The sequence below is a fragment of the Myxococcus guangdongensis genome (assembly GCF_024198255.1).
GTDB classification, from domain to species: domain Bacteria; phylum Myxococcota; class Myxococcia; order Myxococcales; family Myxococcaceae; genus Myxococcus; species Myxococcus guangdongensis.
The window spans coordinates 769479-791217 of sequence record NZ_JAJVKW010000002.1 but is presented as its reverse complement, the minus strand read 5'-3'; the positions used below and the strand labels follow the sequence as shown (position 1 = coordinate 791217).

At 70.8% G+C, this 21739-nt stretch carries 15 protein-coding genes; 9 read left to right on the top strand and 6 right to left on the bottom strand.

Going from position 1 to position 21739, the window contains the following annotated elements; genetic code table 11:
- Positions 1-109 precede the first annotated feature (109 nt).
- Both LXT21_RS08015 and LXT21_RS08010 read right to left on the bottom strand, forming a co-directional pair.
- The gene (locus LXT21_RS08015; protein ID WP_254037489.1) at positions 110-1015 is read right to left on the bottom strand and encodes a hypothetical protein; all 906 of its coding nucleotides are present in this window, start codon (positions 1013-1015) and stop codon (positions 110-112) included.
- A gap of 343 nt (positions 1016-1358) precedes the next feature.
- Positions 1359-2762 (bottom strand): serine/threonine-protein kinase, encoded by a 1404-nt coding sequence (locus LXT21_RS08010; protein WP_254037488.1) that lies wholly within the window; start codon positions 2760-2762, stop codon positions 1359-1361.
- 282 nt (positions 2763-3044) lie between these two features.
- Between LXT21_RS08010 and LXT21_RS08005 the strand changes: the two genes are divergently transcribed.
- Complete coding sequence (locus LXT21_RS08005; RefSeq protein ID WP_254037487.1) at positions 3045-5306, top strand: PAS domain S-box protein; 2262 nt, start codon at positions 3045-3047, stop codon at positions 5304-5306.
- Between the two features lie 20 nt (positions 5307-5326).
- On the top strand, positions 5327-7102 hold the full coding sequence (locus LXT21_RS08000; RefSeq protein WP_254037486.1) for an OPT/YSL family transporter: 1776 nt from the start codon (positions 5327-5329) through the stop codon (positions 7100-7102).
- 250 nt (positions 7103-7352) lie between these two features.
- Here LXT21_RS08000 and LXT21_RS07995 read toward each other — a convergent pair whose 3' ends face one another.
- Positions 7353-11381 carry a serine/threonine-protein kinase gene (locus LXT21_RS07995; protein ID WP_254037485.1) on the bottom strand — a complete coding sequence of 1343 codons (4029 nt, stop codon included), beginning with the start codon at positions 11379-11381 and terminating at the stop codon, positions 7353-7355.
- Positions 11382-11553: 172 nt separating this feature from the next.
- Here LXT21_RS07995 and LXT21_RS07990 point away from each other — a divergent pair, with 172 nt between their 5' ends.
- A complete protein-coding gene (locus tag LXT21_RS07990) occupies positions 11554-11904 on the top strand; it encodes a hypothetical protein (RefSeq protein WP_254037484.1) in 351 nt (116 codons plus the stop codon).
- 46 nt (positions 11905-11950) lie between these two features.
- On the top strand, positions 11951-12304 hold the full coding sequence (locus tag LXT21_RS07985) for a DUF1428 domain-containing protein (protein ID WP_254037483.1): 354 nt from the start codon (positions 11951-11953) through the stop codon (positions 12302-12304).
- A gap of 78 nt (positions 12305-12382) precedes the next feature.
- Here the strand turns inward: LXT21_RS07985 and LXT21_RS07980 are convergent, their stop codons facing one another.
- Entirely contained in the window at positions 12383-13876 is a 1494-nt protein-coding gene (locus LXT21_RS07980; protein ID WP_254037482.1) for a Do family serine endopeptidase, read from the bottom strand.
- Between the two features lie 440 nt (positions 13877-14316).
- Between LXT21_RS07980 and LXT21_RS07975 the strand changes: the two genes are divergently transcribed.
- The 5 genes from LXT21_RS07975 (at position 14317) to LXT21_RS07955 (ending at position 18801) form a co-directional block, all read left to right on the top strand.
- Positions 14317-14772 (top strand): response regulator transcription factor, encoded by a 456-nt coding sequence (locus LXT21_RS07975; RefSeq protein WP_254037481.1) that lies wholly within the window; start codon positions 14317-14319, stop codon positions 14770-14772.
- Between the two features lie 72 nt (positions 14773-14844).
- On the top strand, positions 14845-15795 hold the full coding sequence (locus tag LXT21_RS07970) for a lysylphosphatidylglycerol synthase domain-containing protein (RefSeq protein WP_254037480.1): 951 nt from the start codon (positions 14845-14847) through the stop codon (positions 15793-15795).
- Between the two features lie 126 nt (positions 15796-15921).
- Positions 15922-17220: an AHH domain-containing protein gene (locus LXT21_RS07965; RefSeq protein ID WP_456094087.1), complete on the top strand. Its 1299-nt coding sequence runs from the start codon at positions 15922-15924 to the stop codon at positions 17218-17220.
- A gap of 174 nt (positions 17221-17394) precedes the next feature.
- Positions 17395-17895 (top strand): peptidylprolyl isomerase, encoded by a 501-nt coding sequence (locus LXT21_RS07960; protein WP_254037478.1) that lies wholly within the window; start codon positions 17395-17397, stop codon positions 17893-17895.
- Between the two features lie 129 nt (positions 17896-18024).
- Positions 18025-18801: a glutaminyl-peptide cyclotransferase gene (locus LXT21_RS07955; RefSeq protein WP_254037477.1), complete on the top strand. Its 777-nt coding sequence runs from the start codon at positions 18025-18027 to the stop codon at positions 18799-18801.
- On the opposite strand, the gene LXT21_RS07950 is transcribed toward LXT21_RS07955, so the two are convergent.
- Both LXT21_RS07950 and LXT21_RS07945 read right to left on the bottom strand, forming a co-directional pair.
- Positions 18798-20168 carry a sigma-54-dependent transcriptional regulator gene (locus LXT21_RS07950; RefSeq protein ID WP_046711085.1) on the bottom strand — a complete coding sequence of 457 codons (1371 nt, stop codon included), beginning with the start codon at positions 20166-20168 and terminating at the stop codon, positions 18798-18800. The genes LXT21_RS07955 and LXT21_RS07950 overlap by 4 nt on opposite strands.
- The gene (locus LXT21_RS07945) at positions 20150-21631 is read right to left on the bottom strand and encodes a sensor histidine kinase (protein WP_254037476.1); all 1482 of its coding nucleotides are present in this window, start codon (positions 21629-21631) and stop codon (positions 20150-20152) included. The genes LXT21_RS07950 and LXT21_RS07945 overlap by 19 nt, the downstream gene beginning before the upstream one ends.
- Between the last annotated feature and the right edge of the window lie 108 nt (positions 21632-21739).

Sequence of the window (21739 nt, the reverse complement as noted above, 5' to 3'; positions counted from 1 at the left end):
CGGACACGACCTCGGGAATGGGGTGAGGCTAGCACCACCTCCGAGGACGTCCCCACCGACAAGGTCCGTGCCCGCCCGCGAATGTCTGGCAGCGGATGGCGCACGGCCCTCAGGGGCAGGCGCCGCAGTCGGCCTTGCAGCTCAGCGCGGTGGTGCCGGTGCCGCAGCGCTCGGTGAACTGGCAGACGCCATCCCCGCACCGATAGATTTCAGCGGGGCGGATGCGCGCGGTGATGGGCTGGTAGGTCTTCCCGTTGTGCGTGCACGACTCGTAGTAGGGCAGGTCCGTGGTGACGTTGTTGGCGTTGGTGACACGCGCCGGCGTGCACAGCGTCGCGCACATGCCCAGGTGGGTGATGGGCGGGCACTGCTGCGTGGCGCTCGAGGCGAGGCCACACGTGCGAGGCGTGCTCCGCTCCGCGGCGAGGTACGGCTGGTCATTGGCCGCGAACACGCCCGTGCCGTCGAAGAGGTTGCCGAAGTAGCAGGCCTCCCTCTCGCTGTAGAGGTCCAGCTCCGCCTGGGTGTAGGGGATGGCTGGAGCCGGGGTGTTGGGGTTGGTCACCGCGACGCGACCCAGCACGGAGATGGGCACATGCAGGCCGTACTTGTTCGCGTGCGCCGCCAGGCACGCGGACACCACCTGCTGCTCCGCCGGCGTCGCCCCCACCCCGTTCGCCCAGTTCGTCGCCAGCCCCAGCGAGCCCAGCCACGTGTACTGGACCCCCGTCACCGGGTTGGTGAAGGTGCGCGTCTGCCCCGCCGCCACCGCGCACGTCACCACGTACGACATCACCGCGTCCGCCGTGCTCGGGTCCTGGTTGAACCAATCCCTGAAGCCGTTGGTGGACAGGCCGTTGGTGGACAGGCCATTGGTGGACAGGCCATTGGTGGACAGGCCGTTGGTGGACAGGCCGTTGGTGGACAGGCCGTTGACGGACAGCGCGTGCACGCGCAGCTGCCCCAGCTCCTCTCCCACCGGCTCCAGCTCCACCCCGCATCCCGCCGCCCCCATCCCGAGTCCCCAACCCAGGAGCCCCACCCCGCATCCGCGAACCCAACGGCGGATGGAAGTGGTGTGGCGACGCGACTGCGAAGCAGGAATGCGGTGCATGCGTTTCCCCCGTGTGTGGTGGCCAGCGAGGGCTGACCACCTTGTCGCCCACCCGCTTCAGCGCTCCCAATCGCGCTGAAAACTGATGGGTTCGACAAGATTCGTAGGGGGTTTCCCTTTGCGCATGCCGCTACGGAGGAATTTTCTTCTCCAGTCGAATCAATGACAGCGGGGTTGTAAAATCCTAGACCCAGTCAGGTCTGGATGGACGGGACTCAACGGAGAATTTGTATTTCAGGAAAAACTAGAGAGGCTCTGGAAACTCCAGGCTCAGCGCGGCGGCGGGGGTGAGGGCGAAACCCTCCGGTCCGCGCAGCCTCCAGGCACTCACATCGGTGACGGGGCCGCCGACGATTTCGGATTCGCCGGTGTCGCCGCGCGTCTCTGCTTGTCCCAGGTGCAGGCACAGGTGGACCTGGGCATCCACGGGGTCGGCGAGCTTCTGCGCGGCCTGCTGGAGGATGCGCAGCGAGCGCTCCGCCTCGCGCAGGTACGTCGTTCGCTCGGGGGTGGGCGAGCCGTTCTCCAGGGGGCGCACGGCGAGCAGCGTGGTGCCGGACTGCAGCGCCAGGAGGAAGCCCCCGCCGCGCAGCCCCTGCTCCAGCCCATCCAGCACGTCCGCGAGCACCGCGTACATCGCGTCGTCGTCCTGGGCCGCGGCCGACGACAGCACCACCTCCGCGTGGACGGCGAGCGCCAGCCGGCTGCGGTGGGTGGGCTGCACGGGCTCCTCCGCGGCGTCGGCGAGCGCGGCCAGGAACGCGCCCACGCTGCCGAAGCGGCGGCTGGCGTCCTTCTCCAGACAGCGCAGCACCACCTGGTCCACGGCCGGGGAGACCGGGGCGATGGCGCTGGGCCGGGGCGCGGGGGCTTCCAGGTGCAGCCGCTCCAGCTCCATCCGGTCCTCGCAGAGGAAGGGGTAGCGGCCGGTGAGCAGCTGGTGCAGGAGCACCCCCAGCGCGTAGATGTCCGTGTGCGGGCCGATGGTGCCCCCGCGGAACTGCTCGGGGGCCATGGCGTGGGCGGTGCCCAGCCGCTGGCCGGCGATGGTGAGCCCCTCCTGGGTGGCCTCCGCGGACAGGAGCTTGGCGATGCCGAAGTCGAGCAGCTTCACCCGAGGCTTCTCACCCTCCTCCACGACGAGGATGTTGCTGGCCTTCAAGTCGCGGTGGACGACGCCCGCGCGGTGCGCCGCCTCCAGCGCGCCGCACACCGGCTCCAGGTAGGCGCGCGCGCGGGACGCCGACAGCCGGCCGCGCTCCTGCACCACCTGGCCCAGGGTGCGCCCGGCGAGCAGCTCCATGACGTAGTAGGGGCTGCCGTCCGGCATCAGCCCGAAGTCATAGACGTCCACGATGTTGGGGTGGCGTATCTGGTTCACCACCCGGGCCTCGCGCACGAAGCGCTTGAGCATCTCGCCCTGATCCGCCAGGTGGGGGTGGAGCACCTTCACCGCGGCCCGTCGGCCGAGGATGCGGTGCTCGGCTTCATAGACGCTGCCATGTCCGCCGGAGGCCAGCAGGGCCTTGAGGACGTACTCGCCCGCAAGTGTTCCCGGGCCTCGGCCCGCATCCCCTTTTGCCCGCTCGGCGCCATGGAGATCCGCGCGTGCCTGGATGCGGAACGTGCTCTCGGAGTCGGCCGCCATGTGGCGTCCCACCCTAGCACCGCCCCCAGGACGCCCGCTGCATGCCCTGGGCCCGAAGCGTCCGCCGCGGCGCGGCAATCCTACCTGGGCGTTCACCACCCATCACCTCGGGTCGGGGGCGCGGGGGCAGATGTTGCCTGGCGTATGCTCCAAGGCCCCATCACCCGGGGTGGTTGGACGCTGGCCCCGGGGACTGCTGGATTCTCGGGACGTGACACCACGCGTGCAAGCTGGGGCAGGTGGAGTGGACGGACGCGGCGCGGGGTGCCGGGGGGCTGCTTGATGACGACATTGGATGACCTCACGACCTGCGCCGGTCTGGCGCTGGCTCCGCCGTCCTCGACGGGAGCCTGCCTCATCCTCATCAGCACCACGACGCCCGCGGCCATCGGCAAGGCGTACCGGCTGGAGCCCGGCGAGCACATCATCGGCCGGGGCTCCGAGGCCACGGTGCGCATCGACGACCATGGCGTGTCGCGCAAGCATGCCCGCATCGTCCGGCTGCCGGACGGGGGCTGCCATGTCACGGATCTGGAGTCCACCAACGGCACCCTGCTCAACGGCACGCCCATCGCCACGGCGGAGCTCCAGGAGGGCGACCGGCTCCAGATTGGCACCGTCACGGTGTTCCGCTTCTCCAAGCGGGAGCTGCTCGAGCAGCGCGAGGAGGCGCTGCGCCAGGCGCTGTCCGCCGCGCGCGTGGGCATCTGGGATTGGAACGCGCAGAGCGGCCGGGTGACGTGGAGCGAGCAGGTGGACCGGCTGTTGGGGCTGCCCGTGGGCAAGCTGTCCGGCCGCGCCATGGAGCTCGAGGAGGTGGTGCACCCCGCCGACCTGCCGCGCGTGCGGGAGTCCCTGTCCATCGCGTTGGAGAAGAAGACGCAGGTGGATGTGGAATACCGCATCGAACCGCAGGGCAGCGGGTGGCGCTGGATTTCCTGCAAGGGGGACGTGCTGTGTGACGCCTCGGGGATGCCCGCGCGGGTGACGGGCACGGTGATGGACATCACCGCCCGCAAGCAGGCCGAGCAGGAGCTGGCGCGCCAGGCGCTCATCTTCGAGAGCATCTACGACGGCGTGGTGATTACGGATTTGGGCGGCGGCATCATCGACTGGAACGCCAGCGCGGAGCGGATGTTCGGCCGCAACAAGTCGGAGGCGCTGGGACAGACGCTCTTCCGTGTGCTGCACCCCGACGAGCCGGACCGGATGACGGGCATGGTGCTCGCCGGGCTGGAGAAGCAGGGCCGGTGGACGGGGGAGCTGGAGTTCAAGCGCCGCGACGGCACCACCTGCTGGTGTGAGTCCGTCGTCGTCCCGCTGCGCGACAGCGAGGGCCGCACGATTGCCAACATCATGGTCCACCGCGACACGTCGGAGCGCAAGCAGCTCCAGGCGCACCTCGTCGTGGCGGACCGGCTGGCGTCGGTGGGCACGCTGGGCGCGGGGGTGGCGCACGAAATCAACAACCCGCTGGCGTACATGCTGGTCAACCTGCACCTGGTGCGCGAGGGCCTGGAGCGGATGGAGAGCCAGGTGCCCGCGGCGGCCATCGCCTCGCTGCAGCAGCTGGTGCGGGAGACGACGGAGGGCGCCGAGCGCATCGCCACCATCGTGCGCGACTTGAAGGTCTTCGCGCGCGGCGAGCAGGAAGTGCGGCTGATGCCGGTGGACGTGCGGCGCGCGGTGGAGCTGGCGTGCAAGATGGCGGACAACGTCATCCGTCACCGCGCGCGACTGGTGACGGAGTTCGAGCCGGTGGCGCCGGTGGAGGCCAGCGAGTCGCGGCTGTGTCAGGTGTTCCTGAACCTGCTGCTCAACGCGGCGCAGGCGATTCCGGAGGACCGCTCGCCCGAGCACGAGCATGAAATCCGCGTGGTCATCCGCGCGGGAGACCGGGGCCGCGTGTTGGTGGAGGTGCGGGACACGGGCATCGGGATGACGGCGGAGGTGATGGACCGCATCTTCGACCCGTTCTTCACCACCAAGCCGGTGGGCGTGGGGACGGGGCTGGGGTTGTCCATCTGCCACGGCATCATCGAGTCCATGGGGGGCTCCATCCACGCGGAGAGCGAGCCGGGCAAGGGCAGCACGTTCCGCGTCGTGCTGCGCGCGGCCACGCGGGAGCTGGAGCTGTTGCCGAGGCTGCAGGCGGTGGTGCCGACGAACACGCGGGCGCGCATCCTGGTGGTGGACGACGAGCCGAACGTGACGCTGGCGTTGCAGCGCTCGTTGGCGGCGGACCACGAGGTGGCCACGGCGAACAGCGCGCAGGCGGCGCTGCGGCTGCTCAACGAGGGGAGCCGCTTCGACCTCATCCTCTGTGACGTGATGATGCCGGGCATGACGGGCATGGACCTGTACAACGAGCTGGGCCGCAGCGCGCCGGAGCAGGCGGGCCGCATGGTGTTCATGACGGGGGGCGCCTTCACGCCGCGCACGGTGTCCTTCCTGCGCGAGGTTCCCAACTTGAAGATTTCCAAGCCGCTGGACCTCACCCAGCTCCGCGAGCTGGTGGGACGCTCGGCGGAGGCGAGCCGATGACGGGCTCGGCGGAGCGCGCCGTGTCTACTTCGACGACCGCACCTGACTCCGCCGGTGACGTGAGCTTGAGCGCGGTGCCTCCGGCGCCCGTGGCCCCTTTGCCCGGGATGCGCGAGTGGACGCCGCGCGCGGTGGGCATGGGGTTGCTGGTGGGCTCGCTGTTGGCGGTCACCAACGTGTCCATGGGGTTGAAGCTGGGCTGGTGGGAGAGCGGCTCGGTGATGGCGGCGGTGCTGGGGTTCGGAGGGCTCGCGGCGGTGTCGCGCCGACGGGGGGCTGCGTACACGCCGCTGGAGAACAACCTCACGCAGGTGTCGGCGGTGGCGGTGGGCGCGATGCCCGCGGCGGCGGGGCTGTTGGGGCCGTTGCCGGCGCTGATGCTGTTGGGGCTGGAGGTGCCGGGCGTGGCGGTGGCGGCCTGGAGCGTGGCGCTCGGTGTGTTGGGCGTGCTGGCCGCGCACCTGTTGCGGCGGCGGTTGATGGAGGAGGAGGCGCTCGCGTTCCCGACGGGCATCGCCACCGCGGAGGTCATCACCGCGATGCACGCGTCGGCGCCCGAGGAGAACCGGGGACGTGGTGTGTGGCTCGCGGTGGCGGCGGTGTTGTCCACGGGCTTCACGGTGCTGCGGGATGCGTTCCAGAAGGTGCCGGGGATGGTGGCGGCGCCGGGGACGGTGGGCGGCGCGTCTGCGGCGTCGCTGACGTGGGGATTGGCGTGGAGCCCCATGTTGGTGGCGGTGGGGATGATGGCGGGCCTGCACCTGGGGCTGAGCATGTTGCTGGGCGCGCTCGTGGGGTGGGGCGTGCTGTCGCCGTGGCTGGTGTCGACAGGAGCGGTGAAGGAGGCGAGCTTCGACGCGCTCCAGACCTGGCTCACGTGGCCGGGCGTGGGGTTGTTGTTGGGCTCGGCGGTGGTGTCGCTCACGGCGCAGGCGCGGGACTTCTGGCGCGCGGCGAAGGACCTGGGCTCGCTGCGCGGTGGTGGGGGATTGCCCCGATGGGCGTGGCTGAGCGGGGGCGTGGCCTGTGTGCTGGCGTGGGGCCTGGGCGTGGGCGTGTATGGGATGAGCGCGGCGCAGGTGGTGCTGGCGTTGGTGTTGGTGTTGCCGCTGTGCGCGGTGTGCGCGCGAGGGGCGGGGCAGCTCGACGTATCGCCGGTGTCGCAGGTGGGCCAGTTGTCGCAGGTGGCGGCGGGGGTGCTGCTGCCCGGAGGCGTGGGGCCCAACGTGGCGGTGGGCGGCGTGGTCTCCGGTGCGGCGGCGCAGACGGGCGTGAGCTTGTGGGCGCTGAAGGCGGGACACCTGTTGGGCGCGTCGCCGGGGCGGATGCTGGGGGCTCAGTTGTTGGGGGTGCTCGCGGGCTCGTTGGTGAGCGTGCCGGCGTACCTGCTGCTGACGCGGGCGTATGGCTTGGGTTCGGAGGCGCTGCCCGCGCCGTTCGCGCAGCAGTTCCGCGCGGTGGCGGAGCTGGCGTCGAGAGGGTTGGACGGCTTGCCGCCGAACGCGCTGCTCGCGGGGAGCGTGGCCGCGGGCGTGGGCGCGCTCCTGACGTTGCTGGCGCGAGGGCGCGCGGCGCGCTGGGTGCCTTCGCCGGTGGCGATGGGCATCGGCTTCATCCTGCCGGCCTACTTCGCGGTGACGCTGTGCCTGGGCGGTGTGCTGGCGGCGGTGGCGCGCTGGCGCTGGCCGGCCTCGACGGGCCGCAACGTGCCCGCGCTGGCCGCGGGGGCCATCGCGGCGGAGTCGCTGGTGGGCGTGGCCCTCGGCGCGCTCAAGCTCCTGGGCTTCATGGCGTAGCGGGAGCCATCGCCCCAGAGTCGCTGGTGGGGCCTCGGCGCATTCGACCTGCTTGGCTTCGTTGCGGAGCGAGCGCCATCACCGCCGGGCCGCGGGTGTGCGTGAGGCCCGGAGCCCTCGACCTGCTTGGCGTGATGACATTCCGCGAGACGCGCCGAGGCGACGAAGACGCGAGGGCCCTCGCGGTGCCCCCGTGCTCCCGCGGCCTCGTCGCTCGAATCCCAGGAGCGTGCTCGCCGCGCGGCACTCCCTACACGGGGAGCTGTCCGTCCTGAGCACGTTCGAGTGAGCGGCGGATGCGTGCCTCCATGAGATTGGGCATCCGCGAGGCGAGCATGAGCGCGTCCGTGAGGATGCGCACCGCCTCCTGAGTCTCATCCCTCCGCAGCGCCGCCAGGCCCATCATCTCCAGCACCTCGAGCGGCTCCTGCTCCACGGACACCTGGCTGGAGCGCTCACGCAGCGCCGTCCACTCCTTCGCCGAGGCGTCCCGCGTGGACAGCTCCACCATGGAGAACAGCACCTCCTCGGGGGGGCTCAGCTCCACGCCGTTCCGATTCTCCGACAGCACCTGCTTCACCTGCGCGAGCAGCTCGCGCGCCCGCGCCTGCCTCCCCGTCCACGCCATGGTGCGAGCCTGGAGCAACAGCGCCCACGGGCGCGGCGCCACCTCCGGGTGCCGGCGCTCCAACGCAATCGCCCGGGCGATGTGCGGCGCCGCGGCATCCACGTCGCCCGCCTGGTAGTGCAGCTCGCCCAGGTTGTGCTCGGCGAAGTACTCCCAGCCCACCATGCCCAGCTCGCGCCCCAGGTGCATGAAGCGCTGCTGGTCCTTCAGCGCGCTCGCCAGGTCCCTCCGAGCCACCCACAGGTTGCGACGGTTGTTGATGGCGCTGCCCAGGTGGAACAAGTCTCCGCGCTCCGTGCACGCGGCGACCACCTCCGCCAACACCCGGTCCGTCTCGTCGATGTCTCCCAGGTTGGGGAGGATGACGGCCAGCAACAGCTGCGACACCACCTGCGTCTCGTAACCCGCGTCGCCCAGCCGCTTCGCGAAGACCGCCGCGGCCTCCAATGGCTCGCGGGCCTCCTGCCACTCACCCTTGCGGAACAGCGCGCGGCCCAGGGCGAGCAACAGCCGGCTCTGCACATACGCCGACCGCACCTGCATCGCCATCGCCTGGGCCTCCAGCGCGCGCTCCTCGCTGGCCGCGTAGTCGTTCACCCAGTCCAGCGCCATCGCCTCGTCCAGCAGCAGCTCCACCTCGGAGCGCACGTCCCCCAGCTTTCGCGCCCGCTCGCGCGCCGCCGCGAAGTCCGCCAGCGAATCGTCGTACCGACCGATGCGGATGCGCATCAGCCCCCGCCCTCGCAGCGCGGTGAGGCAACGCAGCTCGTCCTCGGCGTCCAGCAACTCCAGCGCGCGCGTGTACATGGCCTCCGCGTCGAGGAACGCATGACGCCCCCGCGCGGACTCCGCCAGGTCGATGGAGAGCGCGGCGGCCTCCTCGCGCAGGTCCGCCGCGGCCGCGTGCAGGGCCAGTCGAGGCAACCGCTGCCGCTCACTCGCGCCCGCGGGCCCCAGGTAATACCGATATGCGGCGCGGTGGATGCGCTGTCGTTCGGCGGCCGGCAGCGTGGCGGCCACCGCGTCACGGAGCAGCTCGTTACGGAAGCTCAGCCCCTCCTGCCGATGCAACACGAGCAACCCGGAGTCCAACAGCCGCCGCGTCGCGTGGCCCGCATCCAACGGGAAGCCGCCCGCCGCGCCGTCCCGCTCCAGCTCCCGCACCACGCCCTCCGCCGTCGCGGCGGTGAAGTCCGTGCCCAACAAGGCACACAGCCGCGCATGCGCGGCGAGCGTCGACGGCAGCGCGCCCAGCTCCCGGTCCGCCAGCCACTCCACCAGCCGCAGCTCGGGGACCTTCTCCACGCCGTCGGTGACCAGGTACCAGCTTCCACCCGGCGCGCGCTGACGCACCAGCCCCTGGCGCTTGAGGCCCCGCACCAGCTCCACCAGGTACAGCGGCACGTGCTGGGCGCGCTCGACGATGCGCTCCACCGCCTGCGCGGGCACGTTCTCCACCGGCTTGAGGAGCATGCGGCACAGCTCCTGCGACGGCTCCGCCGCGAGCGCCCGCAGCGACACGGTGACCTGTCGCGCGGCGCGAGCCCCCCACAACGGCCGGCTCTTCTCGAACCCTGGCCGCGCCAGCACGCACACCCAGATGGGCACGCTCGCCTCGGCGAGGCACGCGTACTCCAGCGCATCCAGCGCCGTCTCCTCCGCGAAGTGCGCGTCGTCGATGATGAGGCACAGCGGACGCTCGCGGGCGGTGGACGCGAGCAGCTCACCGGTGGCGCGCATGGCCAGCGAGCGCAGCGCGCCCGGCGCCGCCGCCCAGCTCTGCAGCTCCGGCCCGCCCGGCGCGTACCAGCCCAGCGTCGCGGCCACGCCCGGCCACAGCTCCGAGCCCAGCGTGGGCCCCAGCCGCTGCATGATGGACGCGCGGCCCTGCTCCTCGGTGTCCGTGTCGTCGCTCTCGAAGGCATTGAGCGCGCAGCGAAGCAACGTGCGCAGCGTCCCGTCCGGGTCGCCCTGCACCGGCTCGCGCGAGCGCGTGCTGTACATCCGCGCCAGCGGCAGCTGCAACTGGAGCTCCCGCACCAGGGCCGCGGACAGGTGGCTCTTGCCCAGCCCGCGCTCGCCCATCACCGTGACGAGCGTGGGCGCCGCCTCACCCACCGCCGCGCGAGCGCTGTCCACCAGCGAGGTCAGCTCCGCGTCGCGGCCCACCAGCACCTCGCTGCCCAACTGCAGCACGGTGATGTCTGGCCGGGGCGCGGCCCCCGGTGACGCCGGACGCAAGAGCCCCGGGTGGTTGGGCACCTCCGTGCACGGCACCTCCGGCACGGCCTCCGCGGCGGCGGGGGACAACAGGAGCCCATGCGTGTCCGGGCCCGTGGGGTAGCGGTCCGTTCGGGCGAAGATGGCGCCCAGGTAGCGCGGCGCTCCGGTGGGGCGCCGCTGCACGGTGACAGCGGACACGTCCACGAGCGCGCTCGCGGCCAGGCCCCGCTCGGCCATGCCCTCCGCGGCGCGCATGGCCCGGCGCACGGGGTTCTCTCCGACGTCCGGGTCGAACACCGCCGCGATGCGAGGCCCATCCGTGTGGGCCAGGTGCCCGCCGTACGAGCCCAGTCCCTTCTGCACGCTGACCGGATTGGAGCGCGAGGTGAGGAAGAGCACGGCGACGGAGCGGCGCACCTGCGCGGGCCGAGGCTCGCCGGGCGCGGTGGGGCGGGGCGTGACGGGCTCGAGCGGACGGTGCGCGTGCGAGAACGCCTCGCGCAGCGCGGCGGCCAGCGCGGCGGCGTCCTCCGGCCGGCGCGAGCGCTCCTTCGCCAGACACCGCAGCACCACCTCCTCCAGCGCGGGAGGCACCGGCGCGAAGTCCGACGGCGGCGGCGGACGCAGCGCCAGGTGGGCCTGGAGCACATCCGGCGTCGAGCCGAAGAAGGGGGGGCGGCCGGTGAGCATCTCGTAGAGCAGCACGCCCAGCGCGTACACGTCCGTGCGCGCGTCCACGTTGGCGTTGCCCGCGCACTGCTCGGGGGCCATGTACTCGGCGGTGCCTGCGAAGCCCGAGGTGTCGCTCGTCGTCGCGCCCTCGCCGGGCAGCGCGGTGCCCTCGATGGGCGCGGTGCCTCGCACCAGGCCGAAGTCGAACACGCGCACCTGCCCGCCGCCGTCCTCGTTGAGGAACAGGTGCTCGGGCTTCAAGTCGCAGTGCGCCAACCCGAGCGCGTGCACGTGGGCCACCGTGTCCGCCACCGACAGCGCCAGCTGGGGCAGCTCCTGCGCGGGCACGGGCCCCGACGCGCGCGCCAGTCGCTCCGCCAGCGTGGGCAGCGGCACGTGCTCCATGACGAGGAAGCGCACGCCATTGGAGAGCACGCCCTCCTCGTACAGCGCGGGCACGGTGGGCGGCCCCAGTTGGCGCAGCGCCTCCGACTCGCGGATGAGCTGGGCGCGCGCCAGGGCATTGCCCGTGCGGGCCAGCTTGATGGCCACGCGCTGGTGGTCCGTCTCCCGCCGCGCGCCGAGCAGCACGCCGAAGCCGCCTTGCGCCAGCACGCCCTCCACCTGGTAGCCGGGGATGCGCGGCGGCGTCGGCTCCACGGACGTCGCCCGTCCCGCCCCGTCTGGGGATGGACTCGGCGGGCACGGCGCATGGGAGCCTTCCCAGCGCCGCCCACATGTCTGGCAGCGCGGCACGCCGCCACTCTACGCCAAACGCCCTGGGGATTCAGGAGACCCGTGGGAAACCCCTGGGGTCGCTTTCGCATCACCTGGACCTGGGAGGCCGCCAGCCCGGCGCGACGCGTTCGTTGCCCCAGTCAAAGAGCGGTGCTGTCATGCCGCTCCTTTCCTGGGGAGATGCGCATCCATGAGCCTGGCGAAGAAGCTGAACCTCAAAGACGGCATGAAGGCCCGTGTCATCGGCAAGCCGAGGGGCGTGGACCTGGATGACGTGGTGACCAGCACCTCCGCGAAGGCCGAGGGGCTGCTCGTCTTCGTCCAGCACCTCGAGGACGTGGAGACGAAGTGCGCGCCGCTCATCGCCGCCGCGAAGGAGGACCGCGTCGCGTGGGTGGTGTACCCGAAGGCGGGACAGCTGGGCACGGACCTCAACCGGGACATCCTCTGGAAGCGACTGGCCGAGGACGGCATCGACAGCGTGCGTCAGGTCTCGGTGGACGACGTGTGGAGCGCGCTGCGCTTCCGTCCGGCGAAGTGACGCGGCCGGGGTAGCCTGCCGGCCTTCTCGTGGATGGAGGTCGGCCATGCCCTACGTCGATGGTTTCCTGCTGCCGCTGCCGAAGAAGAACCTGGCCGCCTATCGGAAGATGTCACGCAAGGCGGGCAAGCTCTGGCGCGAGCACGGCGCGCTCCAGTACATCGAGTCCATCCAGGACGACCTCCCGGAGGGCCCCTCCACCGTCTCTTTCGCCCGGGGCGTGAAGCTCAAGCCGGACGAGGCCGTGGTGTTCGCCTTCATCGTCTACAAGTCGAAGGCGGACAGGAATCGCGTCAACAAGAAGGTGATGGCCGACCCGCGACTGGGCTCGCCCGAGGGTGTGCCCTTCGACAGCAAGCGGATGATCTGGGGCGGCTTCAAGTCCATCGTTTCGCTGTAGCGCCACCCTCGCGGGTGAGGACTCGACGACGTCCGGCGGGTGGGAGGGGAAGACGCCCCGCCGGACGTCGTGAGCGACTCAAGGCACTTCGAGCGCGCGCAGCACGGTGTTCGTCGAGTCCGGGGCGCGCACGCGCAGGAGCAGGGCGGCGCCGGACTTCGCGCCCGTCAGGCTGCGCACGGCGTCGGAGGCGCTGGACACCTTGTCGTCACCGACCTGCACCAGAATCATCCCGGGCTGCAGGCCCGCGCGCTCGGCGGGGCCACCGGGCTCCACCTCGGTGATTTGCGCGCCGCCCTCGGGCGCGTCACGCAGGCCGATGCCCAGCTTGCGCGTGGAGGGCGCGGTGCTGTTGCGAGGCGTGAGCTCCTCCTCGCCGCGCTGGGTCGGACGGGTGCCGAGCGTCACATTCACCGTCATCGGCTTGCCGCCGCGCACCACGTCCACCTTCACGCTGCTGTCGGGCTTGAGCAGCGCGACGGCGCGGGTGAGCGCTCCGGCGGAGTCCACCGCGCGTCCGCCGACGGAGGTGATGATGTCCTCCTCCTTGAGACCCGCGCGGTCGCCAGGGCCACCCTGGCTGACCCCCGCCACCACCGCGCCCTTGTTCGCGTCCACCTTGAGGGCCCGCGCCAGCTCCGGCGTGAGGTCCTGGATGGACAGGCCGAGGAAGCCGCGGCGCACCACGCCGGTCTCCTGCAACTGGGGCAGCAGCGCGCGGATGAGGTTGCTGGGCACCGCGAAGCCGATGCCGCTGGCGCCGCCGATGATGGCGGTGTTCATGCCCACCACTTCACCCTGCATGTTGAACAGCGGGCCGCCGGAGTTGCCGGGGTTGATGGCCGCGTCCGTCTGGAGGAAGTCGTCGTAGGGGCCCGAGTGGATGTCCCGCGCTCGGGCGGAGAGGATGCCCGCGCTGACGCTCGAGTCCAGGCCGAACGGGTTGCCGATGGCCATCACCGGGTCTCCCACGCGCAGCGCATCCGAGTCACCCAGCGGCACATACGGCAGGTTGCCCGCCACGCCCTTGAGCTTGAGCAGCGCCACGTCGGTGAGTGGGTCTCTCCCGAGCACCTCCGCCTCATAGGAGCGGCCGCCCTCCAGCTTCACGCGCACCAGGTCCGCGCCGTCCACCACGTGGTTGTTGGTGAGCACGGTGCCGGAGGCGTCGATGATGAAGCCCGAGCCCAACCCCTGGCGCGGCGGCGCGTTGCCCTGCATCCCGGGCGGCACGCCGAAGCGCTCCGCGAAGCCGGGAGGAAGCCCCTGCATGCCGGACATGCGGCGCGGGCGGGCCTGCACCTCCACGTAGACGACGGCGCCCTTCACGGATTCGACGAGCGGGGCCAGCGAGGTGACGGTGCCCGCCGTCGCGGGGTTGAAGCGCGCGGGCTGCACGGGCGCGCCGGAGGGCGTCGCGGCGGATGCGATGGCGGCGGGGACGGTGGACGCCGCGTTGGAGGTGTTGGGCGAGCCGAGTGCCTGGGCCTGTCCGCACGCGAAGCCCAGCGTCGCGGCGGGAAGGAGGGCCAGGGCACCGAGGAAACGGCGAGAGGGGAGCGAGCAGGCCATCGTTCGTTCTCCGAAGAGGCCGGAGTGAGTCCGGCTGGGAAAGAGGTGTCAGGAGTCGGTCCGGAAGTGGGGAGCCCGTGGAGGAGCTCCTCCTGGAGATGGAAAGGTCTGCCGCTGGTCGTCCCCCGACTCCCGACGGCTTCCTGGCTCGGGGCTCGTTCCGCGAGTCCCCACTTCCGAACCGACGTCTGGCTCCATTGCAGATGCCGGGCCAGCGCTTCGTGTGAGGGATTCCCTCGGAGGGTGGGGGCGTGGGGGCAGGGGGGCGCGGGGCAAAGTGCCCCGGTCGGGGCAAATCTCCCCGGGGCGGTTTGCCACGCCCTCCCGTGGAGACGGGTGGCACGTCGAATGCTCTGCCCGGGCACGCCGCGCCATGTGGGCGCCCTCGTCGGGAGGGCACGCGGGCGGGCATCCCACCACGCCAGAAGGAGGCCGTCTTGATGGGTCCAGACGAGGAGCAGGGAGTCGGAGCGCAGCCGTGGCCGCTGCCGAGCACGGGGCGCGAGCAGGCGCCTCGGGTGTTGGTGGCGGAGGATCAACCCGAGATGCGCGCCCTGCTGCATCGGGCGCTCAAGCGCCGGGGCTATGAGGTGGTGGAGGCGGCGGACGGGCCCGGGTTGGTGAAGGCCATCATCGACGGGTTGCTGGCGGACCAGACGTTGGTGCCAGACCTCATCATCACGGATGTGCGCATGCCGGGGTACTCGGGGCTGGAGGTGGTGGCGCGGCTGCGGCGGGAGGGGTGGACGACGCCGGTCATCCTCATCACTGCGTTTGGAGATGCGCAGCTGCACCGGGACGCGGCGGAGCTGGGCGCGGCGTGTGTGTTGGACAAGCCCTTCGCCATGGAGGATTTGTGCGCCACGGCGGAGGCGCTCGTGCCGCCGTTGCGTTGAGGGGCCGGCTGCCCTTCGAGTGCCCGGGCGCCGTCCTGTGAGCACCATCCAGGGGTGCTCTCGAGGACCGTGATGAAGCGGGCGCTCCTCGCCTTGCTTCCCCTGGGGTTGCTGGCGTTGGCGTTCATGGTGCTGCGTCACGAGCTGCGTGAGCTCCACGGTGAGGATGTGGCCCGAGGGCTTGCGTCCATTCCGCGAGAGCGCGTCGCGTTGGCGGTGGTGTGCGCGGCGTGCAACTACCTGGCGTTGACGTTGTACGACGTGTTGTCGCTGCGTCACCTGGGGAAGCGGCTGCCCTACCGGCAGGTGGGCTTCACGTCCTTCGTGGGGTACGCGTTCGGCCACAACATCGGCATGTCGTTCCTCACGGGTGGCGGCGTGCGCTACCGGCTGTACTCCGCGCGCGGGCTGACGGCGCTGGACGTGGCGCAGGTGGGGACGTTCAACGCGCTGACGTTCTGGGCGGGGTTGTTGGCGGTGGCGGGCACGGCGCTGGTGGTGGACGCGGGGCAGGGGGCGATGTCCGCGTTGTCGCTGTCACCGTGGGTGGCGCGGGGATTGGGGTTGGGGTTGTTGGCGGTGTTGGGCGTCTACTTCGCGGCGTGCACGTGGATGCGGCGGGTGCTGCGGGTGCCCAGGCTGCATCTGGAGGTGTCGCTGCCGACGTCGCGGCAGGCCCTGGAGCAGCTCGGGGTGTCGTGCATGGATTGGACGCTGGGGGCGATGGTGCTGTGGGTGTTGTTGCCGGCGGGCGCTGGGATTTCGCCGCTGACGATGGTGGCGTTGTTCGCGGTGGCGCAGTTGTTGGGGATTGCCAGTCAGGTGCCGGGAGGGTTGGGGGTGTTCGACTCGGTCATCCTGGCGGCGCTGACGCCCGCGATGTCGGCGTCGACAGTGATTGGCACGTTGGTGGTGTACCGCATCGTCTATTACCTGCTGCCGTTCGCGGTGGCCGCGCTGATGCTCCTCGGCCACGAGCTGGCGGAGCACCGGTGGTGGGGACGGAGGCGACAGTCTGTCTGACGACGCAGTGTCAAGGCATGTGTTTGCCCCGGGCCTACCCCCGTGGTGGTAGGTCGTGAGCTTGAGAGGAATTGAGCCACTCGCCCAGGATTCGCGCGTCTTCATGACGCCTTCCTGGGGGATACCTTGCGTGGGTCTGGAATCATCTTGCTATGTCTGCTCACGGGCTGTGCCACCACCCGCGTCGTCAATCTCGACGCGGGGCAGGGCAGGCGAATCGCTTACACGTCGATGGAGGTCGCGCCCGTCGAGGTGGAGGAGGACGACTTCCAGCGGGCGCTCTCCGAACTCCTCCTCGCCTTGAAGCTGGATGTCGCCTTTCGTGAAGCAGACGCGCTGGACCAGCGCGGGTGGGGACGCTCCCGCGCGCTGCTCGCCTCCTCGCGAGGCCGGGTCGGCTCCAGCACGGAGCCCTCGCCCGAGTCGCTCTACGCGCGCCTGTGCCCCGTGCAGGACGCGTGTCTGCCGCTGATGGGAGGCGCGGGGTTGGCGTTCTCACGCAAGGACCGCACGTTGATGGCGTTGTCCTTCGCGCTGGATGACGTGTGGGAGGGCGTCGAGGACGGCCTGGGGCACACCGTGAACCCCGGAGCCTTCAGGGCGGTGGTCAGCTCGGCGGCGTTGGCGCTGCTGCTCACGATGAGCCTGCCCGAGCCCATCACCCAGCCTCTCGCCATCGCGCTGACGGCGTCCCTGGTGGCCTATCTCGGCGTCGTCCCGGTCTGGGAGATGAAGCAGGGCTTCATCCGACTGTGGGACGAGTCCGCCCGAGCCAGGGGCCTCCTGGAGCTGCGGGACATCGGTCAGCGCTTCGGGCGGGTGCTGGGCGTGAACGGGGCACGAGTCCTCGTGTTGGTCCTCACGGCGGGGCTCACGGGACGCGATGCGCTGGCCGCGCGGGGCCCCAGGTTGCCGGGGTTCTCGGGCGCCGCGGTGCGAGCGCAGGCCGAGGGCGGGTTCAGGCTCGACGCCGCGCTCGGCGCGGGCGTGACCTCCCTCGCGCTGCCGGAGGAGGGGCGGCTCGACGTGGCCCTCGCGCCCAAGGCCGTGGCGGTGGTCGCGTCGTACTCGACGGGGCGCATCCCGGGAGATTCCCAGGGCCACGTCCATCACCTCTGCACGACCGAGAGCACCCAGGTGTCGAAGTCTGGCGAGACGTGGGCCGAGCTGTGCGAGGACGTCTTCGACCGGGCGGGCATGAGCCTGGAGGACGTGGCCAACAAGGTGCGCCTCGCGGGGCGTGGAGCCTCGCCTTCCGAGCCGTACCATTCGCGGGTGGTGCCTCGCCTGCAGCGGGCCGTGGAGGACTGCGAGGAGACCGAGGCCTGCCGCGTGCGGCTGGTGAACGAGCTGGCGAGGATTGCGCACGAACTGCTGACGCCAGGCTCGGAGCTGCGCGGCCACGTCGTGAAGCCAGGGCGCTGAGGAGGCTCTTCCCGGCCTTCGTGCCGGGGTGTCCCTCAGGTGACGGTGGAATCGTCCGACAAGGCAACCATTCCCCGTGCCCCGGGGCGGAGCACCTCACGTGTTCGTTGCGGACAGCGGCACCGAAGAGGTAGTGGTGTGCGACTTTCACCCTCTACCTCCAGGGAACCTTCCATGCCCACGGTCGAACTGACGACGAACTTCGGCAACATCACCATCGAGCTGGACGAGGCCAAGGCGCCCAAGTCCGTCAGCAACTTCCTGGAGCTCGTCGGGAAGGGCCACTACGACGGCACCGTCTTCCACCGCGTCATCCGCGACTTCATGATTCAGGGCGGCGGCTTCGAGCCCGGCATGCACCAGCGCAAGGTCCCGACGGCGACCATCCAGAACGAGGCCAACAACGGCCTGAAGAACGCGCAGTACACCGTCGCGATGGCCCGCACCAACGACCCGCACTCGGCCTCCGCGCAGTTCTTCATCAACACGGTCGACAACCCGTTCCTGAACCACACCGCGCCCACCGTGCAGGGCTGGGGCTACGCCGTGTTCGGCAAGGTGGTGAAGGGCCAGGAGGTCGTGGACAAGATCAAGGCGGTGCGCACCGGCACCAAGAGCGGCCACAGCGACGTGCCCACCGAGGACGTCATCATCCAGAGCGCCAAGGTCGTCTGACGCGGAGGGTGGGGACGTCGTCGTCCGCGCCGTGACACGTCCCGGTCCTCCCGGGCCGGGAGTGTGTTGTGCCGGTCCGCGTTTCCTGCTTCCGTGCGTGACTCGATGCACTTGAATCAGCGAGCGTGGATGTCGGCCATCTGTGTGTTGGGGCTGGGCGTGGGCTGTAGCTGTGGACCTGTCCATCGTCGACCGACAGAGGGCGGCCCCACGCGGAAGGTGGCCCGCATCGTCCAGGAGTACCCGCACTCCACCGAGGCCTTCACCCAGGGCCTCGTCTTCCACCAGGGGCGCCTGTTCGAGAGCACCGGCCAGAAGGGCTCGCTGCGCGAACTCTCGCTCGAGTCCGCCACGCCCCTCTGGATTGAGCGCCTGGGCGACGTCTTCACCGAGGGCCTCGCCAGCGACGGAGAGCGCCTCTACCAGCTCACCTGGACCGAGGGCCTGCTCTACACCTGGAGCGGCCTGCCCCCCACGCGCGAGCGCACCACGCCGTACGAAGGCGATGGCTGGGGCCTGTGCTACTGGCAGGGCCGACTGGTCCGCAGCGACGGCAGCTCCACGCTGACCTTCCACGACCCCGACACCTTCGAGCCCCTGGACTCCGTCGAGGTCACCCTCCAAGGGCAGCCGCAGGAGCAGCTCAACGAACTCGAGTGCGCCAACGGCGTCATCTACGCCAACGTCTGGCACTCCACGGACGTGCTCGAAATCGACCCGACCACCGGCCGAGTCACCGCCGTCATCGACGCCTCCGCCCTCGCGCGCTCCGTGGCCTCCCAGGTCCGCGGCATCACCGACGCCGTCCTCAACGGCATCGCCGTGGAGCCCGGCACCGGTCGCATGCTGATGACCGGCAAGCTCTGGCCCAAGCTCTTCGAGGTGAAGCTGGAGACGCTCGACTAGGGCTTCTTCGCCTCGTCGTCCCGCTCCAGCTTCCGGTACAGCGTCTTGCGGTCCACACCCAGGATGCGCGCCGCCAGCGTACGGCTGCCGCCCACCGTCTCCAGCACGCGGTGGATGTAGCGCCGCTCCAGCTCCTCCAGCGTCACCAGCTCCGAGGGGTCCGTGTTCTCCGGCACCACCTTCGGCTGGCTGTAGTTCCGGATGCGCTCGGGCAAATCATCCACGGTGATCTGCTCGAACGACGTCAGCGCCACCGCGCGCTCCATGCTGTTCTGCAGCTCGCGCACGTTCCCCGGCCACCCATAGGCGAGCAGCCGCTGCGCCGCCGCGGGTGACAGCCCCACCACCCGCTTGTTGTTGCGCGCGGCGAACTGCTCGATGAACCGCTGCGACAACAGCAGCACGTCGTTGCCCCGCGCCCGCAGGGGCGGCAGCTCCACGCCGATGACGTTGAGGCGGTAGTACAAGTCCTCGCGGAAGCGGCCCTCCTCCACCGCCAGCTCCAGGTCGCGATTGGTCGCCGCGACGATGCGCGCGTCGAACGGCACCTCCGTGTCCCCGCCCACCGGCCGCACCACCCGCTCCTGCAGCGCGCGCAGCAGCTTCGGCTGGAGCGTGAGCGGCAATTCGCCCACCTCGTCCAGGAACAGCGTGCCGCCGTGCGCCTGGATGAAGAGCCCCGCGCGCGCCGCCTTCGCGTCCGTGAAGGCGCCCTTGGCGTGGCCGAACAGCTCGCTCTCCAGCAGCGCCTCCGGCATGGCCGCGCAGTTGATGGCCACGAAGGCCCCCTGCGCCCTGCGCCCGCGGGTGTGCACCGCGCGCGCGGCCACCTCCTTGCCCGTGCCGCTCTCACCGGTAATCAACACCGTCGAGTCCAGGTCCGCCACCCGGTCGATGAGCGCATACGCCTGCTGCATCGCGGGGCTCTCGCCCACCACCGCGCCGGTGTCCTGCTGCCTGCGCCCCAGCTCCTGCCGCAGCCTGCGCACCTCATCGCGCAGGGCGCGGTGCTGCACCGCGCGCTCCAGCACCAGCACCAGCGCGTCGATGTCGATGGGCTTGGTGACGAAGTCGTAGGCCCCCGCGCGGATGGCGGCCACGGCCGTCTCCATGCTGCCGAACGCCGTCATCACCACGACGGGGATGTCCGGCCGGTTGAGGACGATGCGCTCGCACAGGGCCAGCCCGTCCATGCCTGGCATGCGCAGGTCCGTGAGCACCACGTCGAAGTCCTCGCCGGCGAGCTTCGCCAGCGCCTCGTCGGCGGAGCCCATCGCCACGGGCGTGTAGCCCCGGCGGGTCAACCCCTTCTCCAACATGGCGCGCATCTCGCGCTCGTCCTCGACCATCAGGACGCGGCCTGGCATGTGTCCCCTCCGCTCGGCAGATAGATGGAGAAGCAGGTACCGCGTCCCAGCTCGCTCTGCACGGCAATCCAGCCGCCATGGTCCCTCACCAGACCATAGGACACGGACAGCCCCAGCCCCGTGCCCTCGCCCACGTCCTTCGTGGTGAAGAACGGCTCGAACACGTGGGCCAGCACGTCCGGGGCAATCCCGCTGCCCTCGTCCTCCACGTCCACGCGCACGTAGCTCCCCTCGGGGCCACCCACGTCCTGGGGTGGCGTGGTCCGGGAGTGGGCCGCGTGCACGCGCACCGTCCCTGGCTGGTTCATGGCCTGCAACGCGTTCATCACCAGGTTGGTCAACACCTGCTGCACCTGGCCGCCATCCGCCTCCACCGTGACGCCGGGGGGGATGTCCTCCACCAGCGTGATGCTCTTCTTGGCGGCCATGGGCTTGAGCAGGGACAGCGAGCGGGAGACCAGCTCCTGCACGTCCTCCGGGGCCCGGTGGGGCGCGCGACGCCGCGCGAAGTCGAGCAGCTGCCGGATGATGCGCGTCATGTGCTGCGCCTGCTGGCCGATGATGCGGGCGCTCTCGGCGACCTCCTCGCCCTCCGCCTCGCCCGACGAAATCATCTTCGCGCGGCCCATCACCACGTTGAGCGGTGTGCCCAGCTCATGCGCCACGCCCGACGCCAGCTTGCCCACCGTGGTGAGCCGGTCCGCGTGCCGCAGGTGCTCCACCGCGGACAGTCGCGCGGCCGTCTCCGCGGACAGCCGCGAGCGCGTCTCCTCCAGCTGCTCGCCCATGCGGTTCATCGCGTTGGCCAGCGTCGTCAGTTCGTCCCCCCGGCGCTGCGGTGGCAGCCGCACGCGCGCGGACAGGTCTCCCTGGCCGAAGCGGTCCGCCAGCTGGACCAGCTGGTCCACGGGCTCGCCGATGAGCCTGCGACCCATGGCCATGGCGACGATGAGGAACGCGAAGGTGATGGTGCCCGTGGCGACGATGGTGCCCACCACCGTGACGAAGACGTGCTGGCGCTCTTCTCCGAGCGACTCGGTGATTTCGATGGCGCCGAAGCGCGGGCCGATGCGCACCGGCGTGTACGAGTGCAACAGTCCCGGCGCCGGGTCCGGGTCCACCATGGAGCCGTCCTGGCCCTGGCGCAGCGTGGCCATCAGCCGGGTCGGGAAGCCCGCGAGGGACGGTGTCCCGGGGCCGCCATCCAGCCAGACCCAGCGCAGGTGGACCTGCTCCTGGTAGTTGTTGGACTGGTTCAGCAGGTTGAGCGCTTCACGCTCACCGGCCAGTTGCCACGCCTTGCCGATGGTGCCCGCGAGCGTGTGGCCGAGCAGCCGATGGTCGTGTTGCATGTCCAGCGCCGAGCGCTCCAGCTCGCGGCGGACCTGGATGACCTGCAGCGCGGCGATGACGGCCACGGCGAGCAGGACGAGGGCGAGGGTGAACTTGCGTGCGAGTCTCACGGTGGGTCGAGGCTATTCCGGTCCATGCACGTGGGAGGGGTCGAGAATGCATGGACCGGAAGGAAGTACTCAGAAACTACCGCGACTGCCGTGAGAAGGCGTCAGTAC